The following is a 19,243-nucleotide window of genomic DNA, read 5'->3' as shown; positions in this document are numbered from 1 at the left end:
TTAAGCCTCCCGGCTGCGGGCACACATCATGGTTGCTTCGCAGACAATTTTACCGTCAACGGTCGCCACGCCTTTGAAGCGAGTCAGACCGCGGCGAGTTTTCTCGAAGGTGACTTCCATGACCATCTGATCGCCTGGCACCACAGGGCGCTTGAAGCGTGCTTCGTCGATACCGGCGAAGTAATACAGCTCGCCCGGCTCCAGTTTACCGACGCTTTTAAACGCCAGGATACCGGTGGCCTGCGCCATGGCTTCCAGGATCAATACGCCTGGGAAAATCGGTTTGCCAGGGAAGTGGCCCTGGAAAAACGGTTCGTTCACCGATACGTTCTTCACCGCACGCAGATATTTGTGCTCTTCAAACTCGAGGACGCGGTCGACCAGCAAGAACGGGTAACGGTGAGGAAGCAGATCCAAAATTTCTGCAATATCCAGAGTATGAGTGTCAGTAGTCAAAATACTCTTCCTGTCTCTAAAAACTGATGGCATCAACAACACGGCCTGCGCTGACCCCAAAAGGAGATCATCATGCAGGCCGCAAATTAACATCTCTTTGCGCTTTTGGTCTCACGACCAACGCGTTTCGTTTTGTACCCGCCAGGGCGGGCGGCAATGATTAGTCTTTTCCGACTTTACGTTCGACAGCTTTCAAGCGTTTGCTGATCTCATCGATATTCATCACCAACGCAGCGGTTTTACGCCAAACCTTGTTAGGCTGCAACGGAATGCCCGAAGAGTATACCCCAGGTTCGGTGATTGGTCGCATAACCATTCCCATTCCGGTGACAACCACCTTGTCGGCAATTTCCATGTGACCGTTGATCACGCTGGCACCGCCAATCTGGCAGTAGCGGCCGATTTTCAGGCTGCCGGCCATGATCACACCGCCGGCGACGGCGGTATTGTCGCCAATCACGACGTTATGTGCAATCTGGCATTGGTTGTCGATGATAACACCATTCCCGATTTGGGTGTTATCCAAAGCGCCGCGGTCAATGGTGGTGCAAGCGCCGATTTCGACGCGATCGCCGATAATCACCGTGCCCAACTGAGGGATTTTGATCCACTCGCCGCGCTCATTCGCATAGCCGAAACCGTCTGCGCCGATCACGGTGCCCGACTGGATCAGGCAACGCTGGCCGATTTCGACCGCATGATAAATCGTGACGTTCGCCCACAGACGCGTTCCCGCGCCGATGCGTGCGTGTTTGCCGATGAAGCAGCCCGGGCCGATAACCACGTTATCGCCAAGCACCGCACCCGACTCGATCACCGCGTTCGCCCCAATGGCGACGTTCTGCCCCAGCTGCGCTTCAGGTGAGATCACCGCGCTTGGCGCGATATCCTGGGCCGGCGACGGTGTGGTGTCCATCAGCTGCGCCATGCGCGCATAGGTCAGGTAAGGGTTCTTAACCACCAGCGCCGCAGCACGGCAGTGTGGTAAATCCGCTTCGGTAAGCACCACGGCGCTTGCCTGGCAGGAAGACAGCTGCTCTTGATAGCGGCTGTTTGACAAAAACGTGATTTGGCCAGGCTGTGCCGAATGCATAGAAGCAATGCCGGTGATGACGAGATCGCCATCACCGTGCAATTGTGCATCCAACTGCTGCGCTAAATCAGCCAGTCGAATTGAAAGCATGTGTTATTTAACCTGTTTCAGCACGTCAGCAGTGATATCTTTGGAAGAGTCTGCATAGGCAACGGCGTTGGCGTCGATCACCACGTCATAACCGCCTTTGCTGGCGACAGATTTCACCGCGTCCTGAATGCGGCTCAGGATCTTGTTACGCTCTTCCATCTGGCGACGACGGTTGTCCTGCTCGAAAGCCTGCGCTTTCTGAGAGAACTGCTCGCGCTGCGCCATCACGTCTTTTTCCAACTTGCTGCGATCGCTGGCTTTCATGGTAGCGCCGTCACGCTGCAGACGCTGCATTTTGGTCTGCAGGCTACGTTCCATGTTCTGGAGTTCGCTTGCACGGCCTTTAAACTCGTTTTCCAGCTGTTTAGCGACCGTTTCGCGGGCCGGCAGCTGTTGGAAAATGCTGGAGACGTTAACGACAGCGATCTTATCTGCTGCCTGAACGCCAGCTGAAGCAGCCATTGCTAAACCGAGGCCTGCGGCACACAACCACTTTTTCACTATAAACTCCTTACCATCACCCATTTGTGTCATATGACACTGAAGTACACAATTTGCCAGACTTGTCCCACCAAACAATGAGAATCATCTCCCTCTGCCGGCGGGCGCCTGGCCATTGCGATTCTTAATAACTGTTATGCCCAGAGGCGAGACCCGTTACCAGGTCTTACCGATGTTAAACTGGAACTGTTCGGATTTGTCGCCTTCGTATTTCTTGATCGGGTTGGCGTAAGAGAACACCAACGGCCCCAGTGGCGACATCCACTGCAGCGCGATACCGGCGGAAGAACGAATATTACTGGCTTTGCTGTAGTCCGGCACGCCGTACATCAGCGTTTCGTTGGTATTCTTCCACTTGGTGTCCCACACGGTACCGGCATCGATGAACAGCGACGTCCGCACCGAGTTGGCGTATTTCTCGCTGATGAACGGCGTCGGGGTGATCAGCTCCAGGCTGGCGACCGCCATGGCGTTACCGCCTACCGCGTCATCCGAGCTACAGATGCTCTGACGATCGGTCGTGCTGCCGGCGTTGAACTGACACTGGTACGAGTTGGAGTTGTAGTACACCGCCTTCGGACCAATGGTGTTGGACTGGAAGCCGCGCACGGTGCTCGAACCACCGGCATAGAAGTTCTCATAGAACGGCATTTCCTTGCCGCCCAGCCCATCCGCGTAACCCAGACGGCCGCGACCCAACAGCACCCAGGTGCGGTCGTCGTTGATCGGCACGTACTGTACGCTGTCCAGCGTCACCTTGTAGTATTCGTTGTCCGAGCCCGGAATGGTGACCTTGCCGTTCAACGTGGTACGGTTACCCGAGGTCGGGAAGTAGCCGCGGTCCAGGTTGTTATAGGTCCAGCCCAGGTTCAGCGTAAAGTCGTCCGTCGAGTAGCTGGCGCGGTCGGTCTTGTTCGCATCCACGCCCATCGAGTCGAGGTAACGCCACATGGCGATCTGCGGCTGCATGTTCGACAGACCGTTGTGGACGTAGCCCAGGCCGGTGCGCAACGAGTTGTTTTCGTTGATCGGGAAGCCCAGCGTGCCGTCGATACCGTAACTCTTGTTGGTATAGTCCGACAGATCCGCGTCATCCGCCTTAAAGTCGTTGTAGAAGATGCGGCCGCCCAGGCTCACACCGTCAACGGTGAAGTACGGGTTGGTGACCGACAGTTCGGTATAGGTCTGGTAGTCGTTCTTGGTGCCGCTGATGCCGACCGAGTAGCCGGTACCCAACCAGTTATCCTGCTGCACGCCGGCCTGGAAGCTGACGCCGCTCTCGGTGCCGTAACCGACGCCGAAGTTAAAGGTACCAGTGTTGCGTTCTTTCACCTTATAGGTCACGTCGACCTGATCGGCGGTGCCCGGCACGCGCTGGGTTTCCACGTCAACCGTTTCGAAATAGCCCAGACGGTTCAGACGCTCTTTACCCTGCTCGACCTGCTCGTTGCCGAGCCAGGCGCCTTCCATCTGGCGCATTTCGCGACGCAGTACGGAATCCTTGCTGGTGTCGTTACCTTCGAACTTGATGCGACGCACGTAGAAGCGGTTGCCCGCGTCAACGTTGACGTGCAGCTTGACGGTTTTATCCGCGTCGTTGATCTCAGGCTGAGTGCCGACGCGCGGGTAGGCGTAACCATAACGGCCCAACATCGTTTTGATGTTGTCTTCCATTTTGGTCACCTTGCTGCCGTTGTACAGCTCGCCTGGCTCAATTTTGGTGATCTGAGCGACTTCCGCCGAGTGGCCGGCCAGGTTGCCATTCACGACAACATCGGAAAGCTTGTACTGCTCGCCTTCGGTGATGTTGATGGTGATGTAGATGCCTTTTTTATCCGGCGTCAGGCTCACCTGGGTAGAATCGATGTTGAAGCGGGCATAGCCGCGATCCAGATAGAAGCTGCGCAGGGTTTCGAGATCGCCCGCCAGTTTCTGCTTCTGGTATTTGCGGTCGCCGACCAGGTTCCACCACGGCACTTCGTCACGCAGTTGGAAGCGTGAGATCAGTTCGTCGTTGGTGAAAGCATGGTTGCCGACGATGTTGATTTGTTGAATCTTGGCGGAGACCCCTTCCGTGAACACCAGTTTCAGGTCGACACGGTTGCGCGGCAACGGCGTGACTACGGCTTTCACCGAGGCGCTGTATTTACCGACGCTGTAGTAGAAGTCTTCCAGCCCTTTTTCAATGCTGGAGATCGTGGTGCGGTCGAGCGCCTCGCCCACCCGGACGCCGGAGGCTTCCAGGTTCTGCTTGAGCATGTCATCTTTCACCGACTTGTTGCCGGAGAAAGTGATGCTGGCGATGGTAGGACGTTCCTTCACCTGCACGATCAAGGTATTACCATCGCGCAGTACGCGCACGTCCTCGAAGTTGCCGGTGGCAAACAAGGCACGAATGGTATTACTGATGTCATCGTCAGTGACGGTATCGCCGACGCGAACCGGCATGTTGAGTAACGCCGCACCGACGGCAACTCGCTGCAGGCCTTCGAAATGAATGTCTTTCACTACGAACCCGTCTGCACCGTATACGGTGGCGCTGCCAAACAGCAGCGACGCTATGAGCAACTTTTTCATCGCCATCGTTGTTATGCGTTCTTCCTAACCTATCCCCGCCCCTAGAGGCGGGAAAAATCATTGAAAAGTGCAAGACCCATCAACAACACCAGCACGATCGAACCTATGCGGTAGCTGTAGTCCTGTACTCGCTCGGAAACCGGCCCACCCTTCAGCTTTTCTATCGCCAGGAAGAGGAGATGCCCACCATCTAACACCGGTAATGGGAACAGGTTGATGATCCCCAGGTTGACGCTAATCAACGCCAGGAACATCAGATAATACACGAATCCGACTCCGGCTGACGCCCCAGCTCCCTGTGCAATCGAGATCGGGCCACTCAGGTTGTTCAGCTTTACATCACCGGTTATTAATTTGCCCAGCATGTTGACCGTCAGCCGCATCAGCTGCCAGGTCTTGTCGCCGGCCTGATACAGCGCCGGGAACGGTCCATACTGGCGAATCGTCTTATACTCTTCCGGCAGCGGCAGCACCTTTGGAATGATGCCTGCAAACCCCACCGATTTGTCTTTTCCCACCGGCTTTGTATCCGGTATCAGCGTCAAAGACAAGGGGGCGCCGTTTCTTTCAATCTCCAAAGCCAGCGGTTGCCCCGGGCCATCGTGGATACGCTTCACCAGCGTCTGCCAACGACCCAACGGCTGACCATCGACTTTAACGATCCTGTCCCCCGCTTGTAAACCCGCCTTTTGCGCCGCCGAGTTAGGCTGCACTTCCGCCAACACGGATTCGATCTGCGGGCCGCGCGGCATAATGCCCAGCGCGACAACGGGATCCTGCTTGTCCGGTTCAAAGTTCCACTGGCGCAAATCCAGGGTTTTGGTCACCACCTGCGAAGAGCCGAACGGCGCGACGCCGACTTCGGTTTGCGCATCGCCAATCTTCGCCACCAGCGCCAGACGAACTGATTCCCAATCAGGCGTTTCGATGCCGTCAACCGACTTTAGTTCCATGCCAGACGAAATTTCGGCCTTGGCGGCGATGGATTGCGGCGCGATTTCGCCGATCACCGGGCGGAAACTCGGCACGCCGATGATGAACACCAGCCAATAGGCAAGGATAGCAAACAGGAAGTTGGCGATGGGGCCGGCGCTGATGATGGCCGCGCGCTGCCAGACGGTTTTGTTGTTAAAGGCCTGATGGCGCATTTCCGGCGCCACCGACTCCACGCGCTCGTCCAGCATCTTCACGTAACCGCCAAGCGGGATCAGAGCGATGACGTACTCGGTGCCCTGGCGATCGGTACGGCGCCACAGCGCCCGGCCGAAGCCGATGGAAAAGCGTTCAACGCGCACGCCGCAACGACGGGCAACCCAAAAGTGTCCGAACTCATGCACGGTAATCAAGATACCGAGCGCAATCAGAAACGCCACCAGGTTCCAAAGCACGCTGACCATCATCCCTCACTTTCCGTCATCGACGGATTAAAACACCAACAGCATCAGGCAGGCAAACACCGGCACCGCCGCGGTCAGGCTGTCGATACGATCCAGTATGCCGCCGTGACCGGGAATCAAATGCCCGCTGTCCTTGATGCCCGCTTCGCGTTTGAACATGCTTTCGGTCAAATCGCCCAGCACCGAAGCCAGCGCGGCGAGCACCGAACAGGCCAACAGCGTGGTCGGCACCACGTTCAGTGGCGCGTAGCGGCCGAACAGCCAGGAAATGACCGCCGACGTCAGCAGCCCGCCGATCAACCCTTCCCAGGTTTTACCCGGCGAGACCTTCGGTGCCAGTTTATGCTTGCCGAACAGCTTGCCGAACATGTAGGCACCGGAATCCGCGCCCCACACCAGCAGCATCACGTACAGCAGCCACCAGGCGCCAGTAAACGGATTTTGCTCGTAGCCGAACTGGCGCAGCGCCAGCATGCCCCAAAAGAACGGCACGATGGTCAGCAAGCCGAACAGCAGGCGCAGCGGGCGCGAATTGCGCCAGATAGCGGCCGAACCGGGATAGAACAACACCAGCAGCAACGCCGCCAGCCACCAGGCCAGCGACAGCCACAGCGAGCCGCTTATCTGCGGCACGGATTGATGGTAAGCGGGGACACTGAGCATCATCAACGCCAGCAGAAAACCGCACAGTATCGCCAACCAGATGCGCTGCGAACGGGAGGTAAAACCGGCCAATTGGCCCCACTCCCAGGCTGCTAACATGCACACGACGAGCGTTACCAGAGCAAAGGCCAGCGGCGGCAACAGGAACAGCGCCGCGATAACGATCGGGATTAAAATCAGAGCAGTTATGAGGCGATACTTCAGCAAAAGTTCTCCCTAGGACGCATCGGCGCCGATAGGTGTTGTTCCCCCGAAGCGGCGCTCACGTTGTGCAAATGCATTCAGCGCACCTTCAAAGACAAGTTCATCGAAATCAGGCCAGAGCACATCAGTAAAGTAAAGTTCAGCATAGGCGATTTGCCACAGCAGGAAGTTACTGATGCGATGCTCGCCACCGGTGCGGATAACCAGATCCACCGGCGCCAGGTCGCTCATGCAAACCCGCTCGCTCAATAATTCCTCGCTGATCTGATCCGGGTGCAACTCCCCTACCCGTACCTGTTCGGCCAGTTCCCTTACTCCCTGAATGATATCCCAACGGCCACCGTAGTTGGCAGCGATATTGAGCGTCAGGCCATCGTTATTTTCCGTCAGTGCTTCAGAGCGGCGGATCCGCTCCTGCAAACGCGCGCTGAATCGGCTGATATCGCCGATCACCCGCAGCCTGACGTTATGTTTATGCAGGCTTTTTACTTCACTATCCAGAGCGCGGACAAAAAGCTCCATCAGGGCGGAGACTTCCTGCACCGGACGGTTCCAGTTTTCGCTGCTGAAGGCATAAAGCGTGAGTGCATCTAAATGGTGGCTGGCGGCAAAACTGACCGCGCGGCGAACCGATTTCACCCCTGCTTTATGACCGAAGACACGTAACTTGCCCTGACGTTTGGCCCAGCGTCCGTTACCGTCCATGATAATGGCGACATGGCGCGGCCCCTGGGAAGATGGATTAGCCTCTTGTTGGTTTGCGGACGACATAACTCGTACTTATTTCCTCAGTAGAAATATAACTGCCTTTCCGGAACATCAGGCCCTTACGCGCAAAAAAAGCCGTGTGCCCGACACGGCTTTCAGCCTGCCCTCGCGATACCCGGCACAGCCGGGCCGCCATTGGCGCACAGAGCGCCAATCGGGCCATAATTCAACGGTATAACCGCTGACAGGTGGCGCAGACTATACCACCTCAGCGGGGCATGAACAAACGGCCCCGCTGCGGCACGCGCGAATTACGAGCAAAATCGGATAATCGCCGTGATCAGCCGCACAACGCGCGAACGCGCTCCTCGGCAGCGGCGCGCGCCTGACGGTCAATGTCTAAGACCGCGTCAATGCAGGTCGGTTCCTGCAGCGCGAGACGTTCCACCACCTGGCGATTGACCGCGGCAATGTCGGTAAAGCGGATCTGCTGCTGCAAAAATGCCGCCACGGCGATTTCGTTGGCCGCGTTCAGCGCGGTGGTCGCCGCCTGACCGGCCTCGAACGCCTCGATCGCCAAGTACAGGCAAGGATAACGTTCGCGTTCCGGTTCGGCGAAGGTCAGCGAACCGATGCGGCAGAAGTCCAGCGCTTCCACGCCGGAGTTCACGCGCTGCGGATACGCCATCGCGTGGGCGATCGGCGTACGCATATCCGGCGTCCCCAACTGCGCCAGCACGCTGCCGTCGGCATAGCGCACCATCGAGTGAATCACCGACTGCGGGTGCAGGATCACTTCCATTTGCTCGCCCGAGGCGTTAAACAGCCAGCGGGCCTCAATGTATTCCAGACCTTTGTTCATCATGGTGGCGGAATCCACCGAGATCTTGCGGCCCATCGACCAGTTCGGGTGGGCGCAGGCTTGATCCGGCGTCATCGCGGCGAACTGTTCCAACGGCGTGGTGCGGAACGGGCCGCCGGAACCGGTAAGCACGATGCGCGAAACACCATGACTGTCCAGTGAAGAGTATCCCAACTGACGCTGAATGTTCTCAGGCAAACTCTGAAAAATTGCGTTGTGCTCGCTGTCGAGCGGCAGCAGTTGCGCCTGGCTTTGCCGCACCGCGTCCATAAACAGACGGCCGCAGGTGACCAGCGATTCTTTGTTGGCCAGCAGTACCTGTTTGCCGGCGCGGATCGCCGCCAGCGTCGGCAACAGCCCCGCAGCGCCGACGATGGCCGCCGTCACTTGATCGACGTCATCCAACGCTGCCAGCTCGCAGGCCGCTTGTTCTCCGGCCAAGACTTCGGTAGCGACACCGTTTTCCGCCAGTACAGCGCGCAGCTCGCGCGCGGCGTTTTCATCCGCCATCGCGGCGAAGGCGGGCCGGAATTCCATGCATTGCTGCGCCATGACCGCGACGTTACGGCCGGCCACCAGCGCTTTGATCGCAAAACGGTCGGGATTCGCCCTGACCACGGCCAGGGTACTGGTCCCTACCGAGCCGGTCGAGCCAAGAATGGTCAGTTGCTTCATGAGTTCACTCTGAATAACTGTCTGATGAGATCGGAGGTGTTCCAGTGTGGAACCTTGGACACCGCTTGTCCATGATCTTTCAGTACGATGAAACGGGATCAGCGCCACAAAAAACAAAGCGCCGCCCAGGCGACGCTTTCTTTCTGCGCGATGCTGATTAGAAATCCATCAGCTCTTTTTCTTTCTCCGCCAGCGCGGCGTCGACCAGCTTGATGTAAGCGTCGGTCATTTTCTGAATCTCGTCTTGTGAGCGACGTTCTTCGTCTTCGCTGATCTCTTTGTCTTTCAGCAGCGCCTTGACCTTGTCGTTGGCGTCACGACGCACGTTACGCACCGCTACGCGGCCCTGCTCGGCTTCGCCGCGCACGATCTTGATCAGATCCTTACGACGCTCTTCGGTCAGCGGAGGCAGCGGAACGCGAATGTCAGAACCGGCGGAAGACGGGTTGAGGCCCAGATCGGAGCTCATGATCGCTTTCTCAACGGCCTGGCTCAGGCTGCGGTCGAACACGTTGATTTTCAGCGTGCGGGAGTCTTCTACGGTTACGTTGGCCAGCTGACGCAGCGGCGTAGCGGCGCCGTAGTATTCCACCATGATGCCGTCCAGAATGCTTGGAGAAGCGCGGCCGGTGCGGATCTTGCTGATTTGGTTTTTGAATGCTTCTACGCTTTTTTCCATGCGTGAATCAGCATCTTTTCTGATTTCATTAGTCACGTTGCAAACCCTTGGAAGCTGGTTACTTGGCAGGCGATACTCAAGTATAGCCCGTAATCGTACTCGAAGAGCGCGCGGCGCCTGGCGTCACGCGCTCCGAAAAAGGGGTGCGAACAGCCTTATTTGCTGATCAGCGTACCTTCGTTCTCACCCATCACCACGCGGCGCAGTGCGCCAGGCTTGTTCATGTTGAACACGCGGATCGGCAGACCGTGATCGCGGGCCAGCGTAAACGCCGCCAGATCCATCACTTTCAGCTCGCGCTCCAGCACGTCCTGATAGGTTAATTGTTCATACAGCGTCGCATCCGGGTTTTTCACCGGATCGGCGGAGTATACGCCATCCACTTTGGTGGCTTTCAGCACCACGTCCGCTTCGATCTCGATACCGCGCAGGCAAGCGGCGGAATCGGTGGTGAAGAACGGGTTGCCGGTACCGGCGGAGAAGATCACCACGCGGTTGTTGCGCAGCAGGCTGATCGCCTCTGCCCAGCTGTAATTATCACACACGCCGTTCAGCGGGATCGCCGACATCAGGCGGGCGTTCACATAGGCACGGTGCAGTGCATCACGCATAGCCAGGCCGTTCATCACGGTAGCCAGCATTCCCATGTGGTCGCCCACTACGCGGTTCATGCCGGCTTGCGCCAGGCCCGCGCCGCGGAACAAGTTCCCGCCGCCAATAACTACACCGACCTGAATTCCCAGTTCGACCAGCTCTTTCACTTCCTGAGCCATGCGATCCAAAACGCTGGCGTCGATACCAAAACCTTCTGCACCTTGCAGGGCTTCGCCACTCAGTTTAAGCAGAATACGCTGATATACGGGTTTTGCATTGGTTGCCATGGTGTTCTGTCCTAAGAAGCAGTATTAGTATTGGGGATTTCAGCCGATGAAACGCGCCTGAGGTGAGTATCACGCTGCAGGGCCTGCCACCGGTGTAATTCTGGCTGGATAGTATGGAACCGCCAGACGGCGGTTCCATCGACAGTCATTAAGACTGTTTGCTCATCGCGGCAACTTCAGCAGCGAAGTCGGTTTCGACTTTCTCGATGCCTTCGCCCACTTCGAAGCGAATGAAGTTGGTCACGTCAGCGTTGTGCTCTTTCAGCACCTGAGCAACAGATTTGCTCGGATCCATAACGAAAGGCTGACCGGTCAGAGAAACTTCGCCGGTGAATTTCTTCATGCGGCCTTCAACCATTTTCTCTGCGATTTCTTTCGGCTTGCCTGACTGCATGGCGATGTCCAGCTGAACCTGGTACTCTTTTTCTACCACTTCAGCAGACACGTCTTCTGGCTTCACGAACTCTGGCTTGCTCGCCGCAATGTGCATTGCGATTTGCTTGACCAGCTCGTCGTCAGCGCCTTTAGCCGCAACCAGAACGCCGATACGCGCGCCGTGCAGGTAGCTGCCCAGCACGTCGCCTTCCAGGGAAGCAACGCGGCGAATGTTGATGTTTTCACCGATTTTTGCCACCAGCGCTACGCGCTCTTCTTCGAACTGTGCTTTCAGCACGTCAACGTCAGTGATTTTGCCGGCCATAGCGGCATCCAGCACTTTGTCGGCGAACGCCTGGAAACCGGCGTCTTTCGCGACGAAGTCAGTCTGGCAGTTAACTTCCAGAATGATGCCGTAGTTGCCTTCGATCTTGGTTTTGATCACGCCGTCAGCAGCTACGTTGCCTGCTTTTTTAGCGGCTTTGATCGCACCGGACTTACGCATGTTTTCGATTGCCAGTTCGATGTCGCCGTTGGATTCAACCAGCGCCTTCTTGCAATCCATCATGCCAGCGCCGGTACGCTCGCGCAGTTCTTTTACCAGGGCAGCGGTAATATCAGCCATTTATTTTTCCTCGGTTATCTCGCGTGGAGACAGTTCTCATTCAGATAAGCAAAGGGGGCCTTTACAGGCCCCCCTAACCAACATATGTCAATACCTGGTTAATAAGGGCTCAGTGACGAGCTTGCCTTATTATTCAGCTTCTACGAAGCCTTCTTCCGCCTGAACGGCCAGATCTTGAGAACGACCTTCACGCACAGCGGCAGCAACAGCAGTCAGGTACAGGTTTACTGCACGGATTGCGTCGTCGTTACCAGGGATGATGAAGTCAACGCCGTCTGGGTTGGAGTTGGTATCAACGATAGAGAATACCGGGATACCCAGGTTGTTGGCTTCTTTGATCGCGATGTGCTCGTGATCGGCATCGATAACGAACAGTGCGTCTGGCAGACCGCCCATATCCTTGATACCGCCCAGGGAGTTTTCCAGCTTGGCCAGTTCACGAGTGCGCATCAGCGCTTCTTTCTTGGTCAGCTTGTCCAGGGTGCCGTCTTGAGACTGGATTTCCAGATCTTTCAAACGCTTGATGGACTGACGAACGGTTTTCCAGTTAGTCAGCATGCCACCCAACCAGCGGTGGTTCACGAAGAACTGGTCACAGCTGTTCGCAGCGTCTTTTACCGCTTCGCTTGCTGCGCGTTTGGTACCAACGAACAGGATCTTGCCTTTACGGGAAGAGATCTTGCTCAGTTCAGCCAGAGCGGCGTTGAACATTGGTACGGTCTGCTCCAGGTTGATGATGTGAACCTTGTTACGAGCGCCGAAGATGAAAGGCTTCATTTTCGGGTTCCAGTAACGGGTCTGGTGACCAAAGTGAACACCAGCCTTGAGCATGTCGCGCATGGAAACAGTTGCCATGATTAAACCTCTATAGATTAATTGGGGTTATGCCTCCACGTATCCCATAACGCCGACCCTGGCGGCGACAAGTCACCTCAGGGCACCCCGGCGGATGTGCCGATACGTGTGTGTTATTTACACAAAATGAGTGCAGTTAAAGTATTTTCGGCCAATTCCTGCCAGGTCACAAGAACCAAGTCGCGGATCGCCGGCGCGCTTTATACCATAAACCCGCCGCTGACACCAACTTTTGTTGCTTTTCGCCGGGCGTCGGGAAATGAAATTTGGCAGCCTCCGGCCGGGCTGATACCATAAGTCACTGCTTCTTATTGTCGACGATAACGACACCTGCGGACGAATTTCATGGCAATCTCAATTAAAACACCTGATGACATCCAAAAAATGCGCGTGGCCGGCCGCCTGGCTGCCGAAGTGCTGGAGATCATCGAGCCGCACGTCAAACCTGGCGTGACCACCGGCGAGCTGGACCGTATCTGTCACGAGTACATCACCAACGAGCAGCAGGCCATCTCCGCCTGCCTCGGCTACCACGGCTTCCCGAAGTCCGTGTGCATCTCGGTGAACGAAGTGGTGTGCCACGGCATCCCGAGCGACGACAAAACGCTGAAAGACGGCGACATCGTCAACATCGACGTGACCGTGATTAAAGACGGTTTCCACGGCGACACCTCGAAAATGTTCATCGTCGGCAAACCGACCATTCTGGGCGAGCGCCTGTGCCGCGTCACTCAGGAAAGTCTGTATCTGGCGCTGAAGATGGTCAAACCGGGCATCCGTCTGCGCACTCTGGGCAAGGCTATTCAGCAATTCGTCGAAGCCGAGAAGTTCTCCGTGGTGCGCGAGTACTGCGGCCACGGCATCGGCGAAGTGTTCCACGAAGAACCGCAGGTGCTGCACTATGACGCGGACGACGGCGGCGTGGTGCTGCAGGCAGGCATGGCGTTCACCATCGAACCGATGGTCAACGCCGGCGACTACCGCATCCGCACCATGAAAGACGGCTGGACGGTAAAAACCAAAGATCGCAGCTTGTCGGCGCAGTATGAGCATACTATTGTGGTCACTGATAACGGCTGCGAAATAATGACGTTGCGCAAGGATGACACCATCCCCAACATCATTACGCACGAGATGTAAGCACCGCGGCGAACGCCGCGTGCAGAATATCACCAGGCCGGCTTATGCCGGCCTTTTTTATGGGCTGCGCACTATGTCTGACAATCTCCTTCAACAGGCGGCCCCGGCCGTGCCGATGCCACCCGTCTCTCCCAGCGCCTACGGCGACGACGACCTCACCTGCCTGGTGCTGAAACAGCGGCTGGAGCAGTTTCAGCTGTGGCTGGCGGCGGCGTTCGACGCCGGCTCCAGCGCCGAAAGCCTAGTGGCGGCGCGCAGCGACTTCATCGATCGCCTGCTGCGCCGGCTGTGGACCTTCTACGGCTTCGAAGATATCCCGGAAACCGCGCTGGTGGCGGTCGGCGGCTACGGCCGCGGCGAACTGCATCCGCTGTCGGACATCGACGTGCTGGTGCTCAGCCAGCGCCGGCTGACGGAACAGCAGTCGCAGCGAGTCGGCGAATTCATCACCCTGCTGTGGGATCTCAAGCTGGAGGTGGGCCACAGCGTGCGCACCCTGGAAGAGTGCCTGCTGGAAGGCCTGGCGGATCTGACCGTGGCCACCAACCTGATCGAATCGCGCATGATCTGCGGCGACGTCGCGCTGTTCCTGCAGATGCAAAAACACATCTTCAGCGACGGCTTTTGGCCTTCGCCGCAGTTTTTCCACGCCAAGATCAACGAGCAGCAGGAACGCCACCAGCGCTACCATGGCACCAGCTATAACCTGGAACCGGATATCAAAAGCAGCCCCGGCGGCCTGCGCGACATCCACACGCTGCTGTGGGTGGCGCGCCGCCACTTCGGCGCCACCTCGCTGGACGAAATGGTCGGCTTCGGTTTCCTCACCCAGGCCGAGCGCAACGAACTGAACGAATGTCAGAGCTTCCTGTGGCGCATCCGCTTTGCTCTGCATCTGGTGCTGCCGCGTTACGACAATCGTCTGCTGTTCGATCGTCAGCTCAACGTGGCGCAGCTGCTGCGCTATGAAGGTGAAGGCAACGAGCCGGTCGAGCGCATGATGAAAGATTTCTACCGCATGACGCGGCGCGTCAGCGAGCTGAACCACATGCTGCTGCAGCTGTTCGACGAGGCCATCCTGGCGCTGGACGCCACCGAGAAACCGCGTCCGCTGAACGACGATTTCCAGCTGCGCGGCGATCTGATCGATCTGCGTGACGAAACGCTGTTCATCCGCGAGCCGCAAGCCATCATGCGCATGTTCTACCTGATGGTGCGCAACCGCGAGATCAAGGGCATTTACTCCACCACCGTGCGCCAGCTGCGCCACGCGCGCCGTCACCTGAAACAGCCGCTGTGCACCATCCCGGAAGCACGCGATCTGTTTATGGCCATCCTGCGCCACCCCGGCGCGGTGTCGCGCGCGCTGGTGCCGATGCACCGTCACAGTGTGCTGTGGGCTTATATGCCGCAGTGGGGCAAGATCGTCGGGCAGATGCAGTTCGATCTGTTCCACGCCTATACCGTCGACGAGCACACTATCCGGGTGCTGCAGAAGCTGGAGAGCTTCGCCGATGCGCAAACCCGGCCGCGCCATCCGCTGTGCGTGGAGCTGTATCCGCGCCTGCCGCACCCGGAACTGCTGCTGCTGGCGGCCTTGTTCCACGATATCGCCAAAGGGCGCGGCGGCGATCACTCGATCCTCGGCGCGGAGGACGTGGTCGAGTTCGCCGAGCTGCACGGTCTTAACTCGCGAGAAACCCAACTGGTGGCCTGGCTGGTGCGCTGCCACCTGCTGATGTCGGTCACCGCGCAGCGCCGCGATATCCAGGATCCGACGGTGATCCAGCAGTTCAGCAGCGAAGTGCAGAGCGAAACTCGCCTGCGCTACCTGGTATGCCTGACGGTGGCGGATATCTGCGCCACCAACGAAACCCTGTGGAACAGCTGGAAGCAGAGCCTGTTGCGCGAACTGTATTTCGCCACCGAGAAACAGCTGCGCCGCGGCATGCAAAACAGCCCGGATCTGCGCGAACGCGTGCGCCACCATCGGCTGCAGGCGCTGGCGCTGCTGCGCATGGACAACATCGACGAAGAGGCGCTGCACCGCATCTGGAGCCGCTGCCGCGCCGACTATTTCCTGCGCCACTCGCCGAATCAGCTGGCCTGGCACGCCCGCCATCTGCTTGCCCACGATTCCACCCAGCCGCTGGTGCTGGTCAGCCGCCAGGCGACGCGCGGCGGCACCGAGATCTTCATCTGGAGCCCGGATCGTCCTTATCTGTTCGCCGCCGTCGCCGGGGAGATGGATCGCCGCAACCTGAGCGTGCACGACGCACAGATTTTCACTAACCGCGACGGTATGGCGATGGACACCTTTATCGTACTGGAACCGGACGGCAGCCCGCTGGCGCAGGATCGCCACGCGGCGATCCGTCAGGCGCTGCTACAGGCCATCACCCAACGAGAGTATCAGCCGCCGCGTGTGCGCCGCCCCTCTTCCAAGCTGCGCCACTTCAGCGTGCCGACCGAGGTCACCTTCCTGCCGACCCACACCGATCGCCGCAGCTACCTGGAGCTGACGGCGCTCGACCAACCCGGCCTGCTGGCGCGGGTGGGCGAAGTGTTCGCCGACCTGGGGCTGTCGCTGCACGGCGCGCGCATTTCCACCATCGGCGAGCGGGTCGAGGATTTGTTTATTCTGGCCGACGGCGAGCGGCGCGCGCTCGACCAAGAAACGCGCAGAAAGTTGGAGCAACGGTTGACAGAGGCCCTCACCCCGAACGATAAAATGTGATACAAGTAACTTTTTACCGACAACATCAGGAAAGAGAACAGCATGCAGCAATTACAGAACGTTATTGAAAGCGCCTTCGAACGCCGTGCGGACATCACCCCGGTGAACGTAGACACCGTAACGCGCGAAGCGGTAAACCAGGTGATCGGCCTGTTGGACAGCGGCGCCCTGCGCGTTGCCGAGAAGATCGACGGTCAATGGGTCACCCATCAGTGGCTGAAGAAAGCCGTGCTGCTCTCTTTCCGCATCAACGACAATAAGGTAATGGACGGCGCGGAAACCCGCTACTACGACAAAGTGCCGATGAAATTCGCCGACTACGACGAAGCGCGCTTCCAGAAGGAAGGTTTCCGCGTCGTGCCGCCGGCTACCGTGCGCCAGGGCGCGTTCATCGCTCGCAACACCGTGCTGATGCCGTCTTACGTTAACATCGGCGCCTACGTCGACGAAGGCACCATGGTCGACACCTGGGCCACCGTCGGTTCTTGCGCGCAGATCGGCAAGAACGTTCACCTGTCCGGCGGCGTCGGCATCGGCGGCGTGCTGGAGCCGCTGCAGGCCAACCCGACCATCATCGAAGACAACTGCTTCATCGGCGCGCGCTCCGAAGTGGTGGAAGGCGTGATCGTGGAAGAAGGCTCGGTGATTTCGATGGGCGTCTACCTCGGCCAGAGCACCCGCATCTATGACCGCGAGACCGGCGAAATCCATTACGGCCGCGTGCCGGCGGGTTCGGTGGTGGTTTCCGGTAACCTGCCGTCGAAAGACGGTTCTTACAGCCTGTACTGCGCGGTGATCGTCAAGAAAGTCGACGCCAAAACGCGCGGTAAAGTCGGCATTAATGAGTTATTGCGTACTATCGACTAAATTGAAATAGCGGGTGATTCACCCGCTATTTTTTTGTCTGCGTTTCGCTGGCAGTCACAGTCGCAGATCTCGCTTTCCGCCATAATCGCAGTCGTGGAATATAACGATCACATCTAAAGAGGGCGCAGTATGTACGATAACTTGAAGAGTTTGGGCATCAATCAACCGGAAGACGTCGATCGCTATAGCCTGCGTCAAGAGGCCAACAACGACATCCTCAAGATCTATTTCCGCAAGGACAAGGGCGAGTTCTTCGCCAAGAGCGTGAAGTTCAAGTATCCGCGCCAGCGTAAAACCGTGGTGGCGGACAACGCCGGCCAGGGCTACAAGGAAATTCACGAGATCAACCCGAACCTGCGTTACGTGATCGACGAACTGGATCAGCTGTGCCAGCGCGATCAGGTGGAAGTGGATCTGAAGCGTAAAATCCTCGACGACCTGCGCCATCTCGAGGGCGTGGTGTCGCACAAGATTGCCGAGATCGAAGCCGATCTGGAAAAACTCACCCGCGGCAAGTAATGCGGATCGGTTGACCCGCATCATCGTTAAGGCGCCCTTTTACGGCGCCTTTTTACGTTATGACTGCAGCAGCGTGCCCCACTGCTCGACCCACGGGCAGGCGGCCACTTCCGGCTCCGGCTGTTCCATCGCATCGATTTCCAGCACTTCACCAACGCGGGTGGCGCCCTGCTCTTGCAGCAACGCATCAAACGTGCGCCCCGCGCCACAGAAGTGGTCATAGCTGCTGTCGCCGAGGGCAATCAGCCCGTAGCGCAGTTCCGGCTGATAGCCAACCTGATCGCGAATGGCGTGGAACAGCGGCGCGATGCTGTCCGGCAAATCGCCCTGCCCGGTAGTGGAGGTGATCACCAGCGCGTAATGCTGACGATAAAACTGCCAGGCCTCCAGCGTGCCCTCTTCGAACAGTTTGACCTCATGGCCCTGCTCGCTGAGGATGTTTTGCGCCTCTTCCGCCACCAACAGCGAATTGCCGTAGACCGTTCCCACGAAGATACCAACCTGAGCCATGGCTCCAACTCCCTTCATTACCTTTAAAAATTGTCAGCTATCCTGACCGTTAGCCGAGCTAAACTCAACCCCGGCAAGTTCAGGGAATACCCCCGCCCAGCCGAACTGCGCCATCACCCCTTGCCAGTCTTCGTCCCAGCGCGCCGTCACCTGCAGCGGCTCGCCGCTCACCGGGTGCGTCAGCTGCAGATGGCTGGCGTGCAGCATCAGGCGCGGGCAGCCGAAATGCTGCGCCATCCCACGGTTCTGCCGCAAATCGCCGTGCTTGCTGTCACCGATGATCGGATGGCGAAGATGCGCCATGTGGCGCCGCAATTGGTGCTTGCGGCCGGTTTCCGGCTGCAGTTCCACCAGACTGTAACGCGCGCTGTCGTAGCGGCCGACGGCCACCGGCATCTCTACCTGCGCCAACGGCCGGTAGTGCGTGACGGCCGGCTGCGGCCCCTTGTCGGCATCGGCATGTTTATCGGCGATTTTGTCCAGCTCCGCCGTCAGCGGGTAGTCGAGGGTCGCCCCCTCCTGCACGTAACCGCGCACCACCGCATGGTAGGTTTTCTGCACCTGATGCTGCTCGAACTGCTGCGACAGCAGGCGCGCCACCTCGCTGGAGAGCGCCATCAGCAGCACGCCGGAGGTCGGGCGATCGAGACGGTGCACGGTAAAGACGTGCTGCCCGAGCTGATCGCGCACCGTTTGCATCATAAAGCGTGTTTCATGACGATCCAGCCAACTGCGGTGTACCAACCAGCCCGACGGTTTGTTCACCGCCACCAGGTGTTCATCCTGATACAAAATCTCAATCACATCGCTTTCCCAGGTAAATAGCCGT

Annotated in this window: 18 protein-coding genes; 4 read left to right on the top strand and 14 right to left on the bottom strand. The window is 58.1% G+C overall.

The window, feature by feature from the left end:
- The 12 genes from fabZ to rpsB form a co-directional block, all read right to left on the bottom strand.
- On the bottom strand, positions 1-456 hold the full coding sequence (gene fabZ / locus WA302_RS18605) for a 3-hydroxyacyl-ACP dehydratase FabZ (protein ID WP_004931962.1): 456 nt from the start codon (positions 454-456) through the stop codon (positions 1-3).
- A gap of 160 nt (positions 457-616) precedes the next feature.
- Entirely contained in the window at positions 617-1,639 is a 1,023-nt protein-coding gene (gene lpxD / locus WA302_RS18600) for a UDP-3-O-(3-hydroxymyristoyl)glucosamine N-acyltransferase (RefSeq protein ID WP_025304030.1), read from the bottom strand.
- A gap of 3 nt (positions 1,640-1,642) precedes the next feature.
- A complete protein-coding gene (skp, locus tag WA302_RS18595) occupies positions 1,643-2,140 on the bottom strand; it encodes a molecular chaperone Skp (protein ID WP_025304031.1) in 498 nt (165 codons plus the stop codon).
- Positions 2,141-2,296: 156 nt separating this feature from the next.
- Positions 2,297-4,723 carry an outer membrane protein assembly factor BamA gene (gene bamA, locus WA302_RS18590; RefSeq protein WP_033639522.1) on the bottom strand — a complete coding sequence of 809 codons (2,427 nt, stop codon included), beginning with the start codon at positions 4,721-4,723 and terminating at the stop codon, positions 2,297-2,299.
- 35 nt (positions 4,724-4,758) lie between these two features.
- Positions 4,759-6,114: a sigma E protease regulator RseP gene (gene rseP / locus WA302_RS18585; protein ID WP_025304033.1), complete on the bottom strand. Its 1,356-nt coding sequence runs from the start codon at positions 6,112-6,114 to the stop codon at positions 4,759-4,761.
- Between the two features lie 27 nt (positions 6,115-6,141).
- Entirely contained in the window at positions 6,142-6,984 is an 843-nt protein-coding gene (gene cdsA / locus WA302_RS18580) for a phosphatidate cytidylyltransferase (protein ID WP_063990765.1), read from the bottom strand.
- A gap of 9 nt (positions 6,985-6,993) precedes the next feature.
- Positions 6,994-7,752 (bottom strand): (2E,6E)-farnesyl-diphosphate-specific ditrans,polycis-undecaprenyl-diphosphate synthase, encoded by a 759-nt coding sequence (gene ispU, locus WA302_RS18575; RefSeq protein WP_025304035.1) that lies wholly within the window; start codon positions 7,750-7,752, stop codon positions 6,994-6,996.
- A 277-nt stretch (positions 7,753-8,029) separates the two neighbouring features.
- Positions 8,030-9,226 (bottom strand): 1-deoxy-D-xylulose-5-phosphate reductoisomerase, encoded by a 1,197-nt coding sequence (gene ispC, locus WA302_RS18570; RefSeq protein WP_261456834.1) that lies wholly within the window; start codon positions 9,224-9,226, stop codon positions 8,030-8,032.
- A 157-nt stretch (positions 9,227-9,383) separates the two neighbouring features.
- Positions 9,384-9,941, bottom strand: a complete 558-nt coding sequence (frr, locus tag WA302_RS18565) for a ribosome recycling factor (RefSeq protein ID WP_004931943.1) — start codon at positions 9,939-9,941, stop codon at positions 9,384-9,386.
- A gap of 119 nt (positions 9,942-10,060) precedes the next feature.
- Positions 10,061-10,786: a UMP kinase gene (gene pyrH, locus WA302_RS18560; RefSeq protein WP_004931940.1), complete on the bottom strand. Its 726-nt coding sequence runs from the start codon at positions 10,784-10,786 to the stop codon at positions 10,061-10,063.
- A gap of 148 nt (positions 10,787-10,934) precedes the next feature.
- Positions 10,935-11,786 (bottom strand): translation elongation factor Ts, encoded by an 852-nt coding sequence (gene tsf / locus WA302_RS18555; protein WP_025304037.1) that lies wholly within the window; start codon positions 11,784-11,786, stop codon positions 10,935-10,937.
- Between the two features lie 129 nt (positions 11,787-11,915).
- On the bottom strand, positions 11,916-12,641 hold the full coding sequence (gene rpsB, locus WA302_RS18550) for a 30S ribosomal protein S2 (protein ID WP_016929891.1): 726 nt from the start codon (positions 12,639-12,641) through the stop codon (positions 11,916-11,918).
- Between the two features lie 345 nt (positions 12,642-12,986).
- Here rpsB and map point away from each other — a divergent pair, with 345 nt between their 5' ends.
- The 4 genes from map to WA302_RS18530 all read left to right on the top strand — a co-directional run bounded on the left by map (position 12,987) and on the right by WA302_RS18530 (position 17,904).
- A complete protein-coding gene (gene map / locus WA302_RS18545) occupies positions 12,987-13,781 on the top strand; it encodes a type I methionyl aminopeptidase (RefSeq protein ID WP_004931936.1) in 795 nt (264 codons plus the stop codon).
- Between the two features lie 73 nt (positions 13,782-13,854).
- On the top strand, positions 13,855-16,518 hold the full coding sequence (gene glnD / locus WA302_RS18540; protein WP_043139899.1) for a bifunctional uridylyltransferase/uridylyl-removing protein GlnD: 2,664 nt from the start codon (positions 13,855-13,857) through the stop codon (positions 16,516-16,518).
- A 42-nt stretch (positions 16,519-16,560) separates the two neighbouring features.
- Positions 16,561-17,385: a 2,3,4,5-tetrahydropyridine-2,6-dicarboxylate N-succinyltransferase gene (gene dapD, locus WA302_RS18535; RefSeq protein ID WP_025304039.1), complete on the top strand. Its 825-nt coding sequence runs from the start codon at positions 16,561-16,563 to the stop codon at positions 17,383-17,385.
- A 129-nt stretch (positions 17,386-17,514) separates the two neighbouring features.
- Positions 17,515-17,904: a DUF3461 family protein gene (locus WA302_RS18530; protein WP_004931929.1), complete on the top strand. Its 390-nt coding sequence runs from the start codon at positions 17,515-17,517 to the stop codon at positions 17,902-17,904.
- Between the two features lie 57 nt (positions 17,905-17,961).
- On the opposite strand, the gene WA302_RS18525 is transcribed toward WA302_RS18530, so the two are convergent.
- Positions 17,962-18,414 (bottom strand): flavodoxin, encoded by a 453-nt coding sequence (locus tag WA302_RS18525; protein ID WP_033644870.1) that lies wholly within the window; start codon positions 18,412-18,414, stop codon positions 17,962-17,964.
- Positions 18,415-18,447: 33 nt separating this feature from the next.
- Entirely contained in the window at positions 18,448-19,218 is a 771-nt protein-coding gene (gene truC / locus WA302_RS18520) for a tRNA pseudouridine(65) synthase TruC (protein WP_049206169.1), read from the bottom strand.
- Positions 19,219-19,243 lie beyond the last annotated feature (25 nt).

Source organism: Serratia sp. 201 (genome assembly GCF_037027545.1).
GTDB classification, from domain to species: Bacteria; Pseudomonadota; Gammaproteobacteria; order Enterobacterales; family Enterobacteriaceae; genus Serratia; species Serratia bockelmannii.
This window is presented reverse-complemented; position numbering and strand designations above follow the sequence as displayed.

Bases quoted from the DNA above. Each gene is read 5' to 3' on its own strand.
- rpsB (WP_016929891.1), bottom strand. From the start codon at position 12,641: ATGGCAACTGTTTCCATGCGCGACATGCTCAAGGCTGGTGTTCACTTT.
- WA302_RS18525 (WP_033644870.1), bottom strand. From the start codon at position 18,414: ATGGCTCAGGTTGGTATCTTCGTGGGAACGGTCTACGGCAATTCGCTG.
- ispU (WP_025304035.1), bottom strand. From the start codon at position 7,752: ATGTCGTCCGCAAACCAACAAGAGGCTAATCCATCTTCCCAGGGGCCG.
- map (WP_004931936.1), top strand. From the start codon at position 12,987: ATGGCAATCTCAATTAAAACACCTGATGACATCCAAAAAATGCGCGTG.
- rseP (WP_025304033.1), bottom strand. From the start codon at position 6,114: ATGGTCAGCGTGCTTTGGAACCTGGTGGCGTTTCTGATTGCGCTCGGT.
- lpxD (WP_025304030.1), bottom strand. From the start codon at position 1,639: ATGCTTTCAATTCGACTGGCTGATTTAGCGCAGCAGTTGGATGCACAA.
- pyrH (WP_004931940.1), bottom strand. From the start codon at position 10,786: ATGGCAACCAATGCAAAACCCGTATATCAGCGTATTCTGCTTAAACTG.
- tsf (WP_025304037.1), bottom strand. From the start codon at position 11,786: ATGGCTGATATTACCGCTGCCCTGGTAAAAGAACTGCGCGAGCGTACC.
- dapD (WP_025304039.1), top strand. From the start codon at position 16,561: ATGCAGCAATTACAGAACGTTATTGAAAGCGCCTTCGAACGCCGTGCG.
- WA302_RS18530 (WP_004931929.1), top strand. From the start codon at position 17,515: ATGTACGATAACTTGAAGAGTTTGGGCATCAATCAACCGGAAGACGTC.
- glnD (WP_043139899.1), top strand. From the start codon at position 13,855: ATGTCTGACAATCTCCTTCAACAGGCGGCCCCGGCCGTGCCGATGCCA.
- ispC (WP_261456834.1), bottom strand. From the start codon at position 9,226: ATGAAGCAACTGACCATTCTTGGCTCGACCGGCTCGGTAGGGACCAGT.
- bamA (WP_033639522.1), bottom strand. From the start codon at position 4,723: ATGGCGATGAAAAAGTTGCTCATAGCGTCGCTGCTGTTTGGCAGCGCC.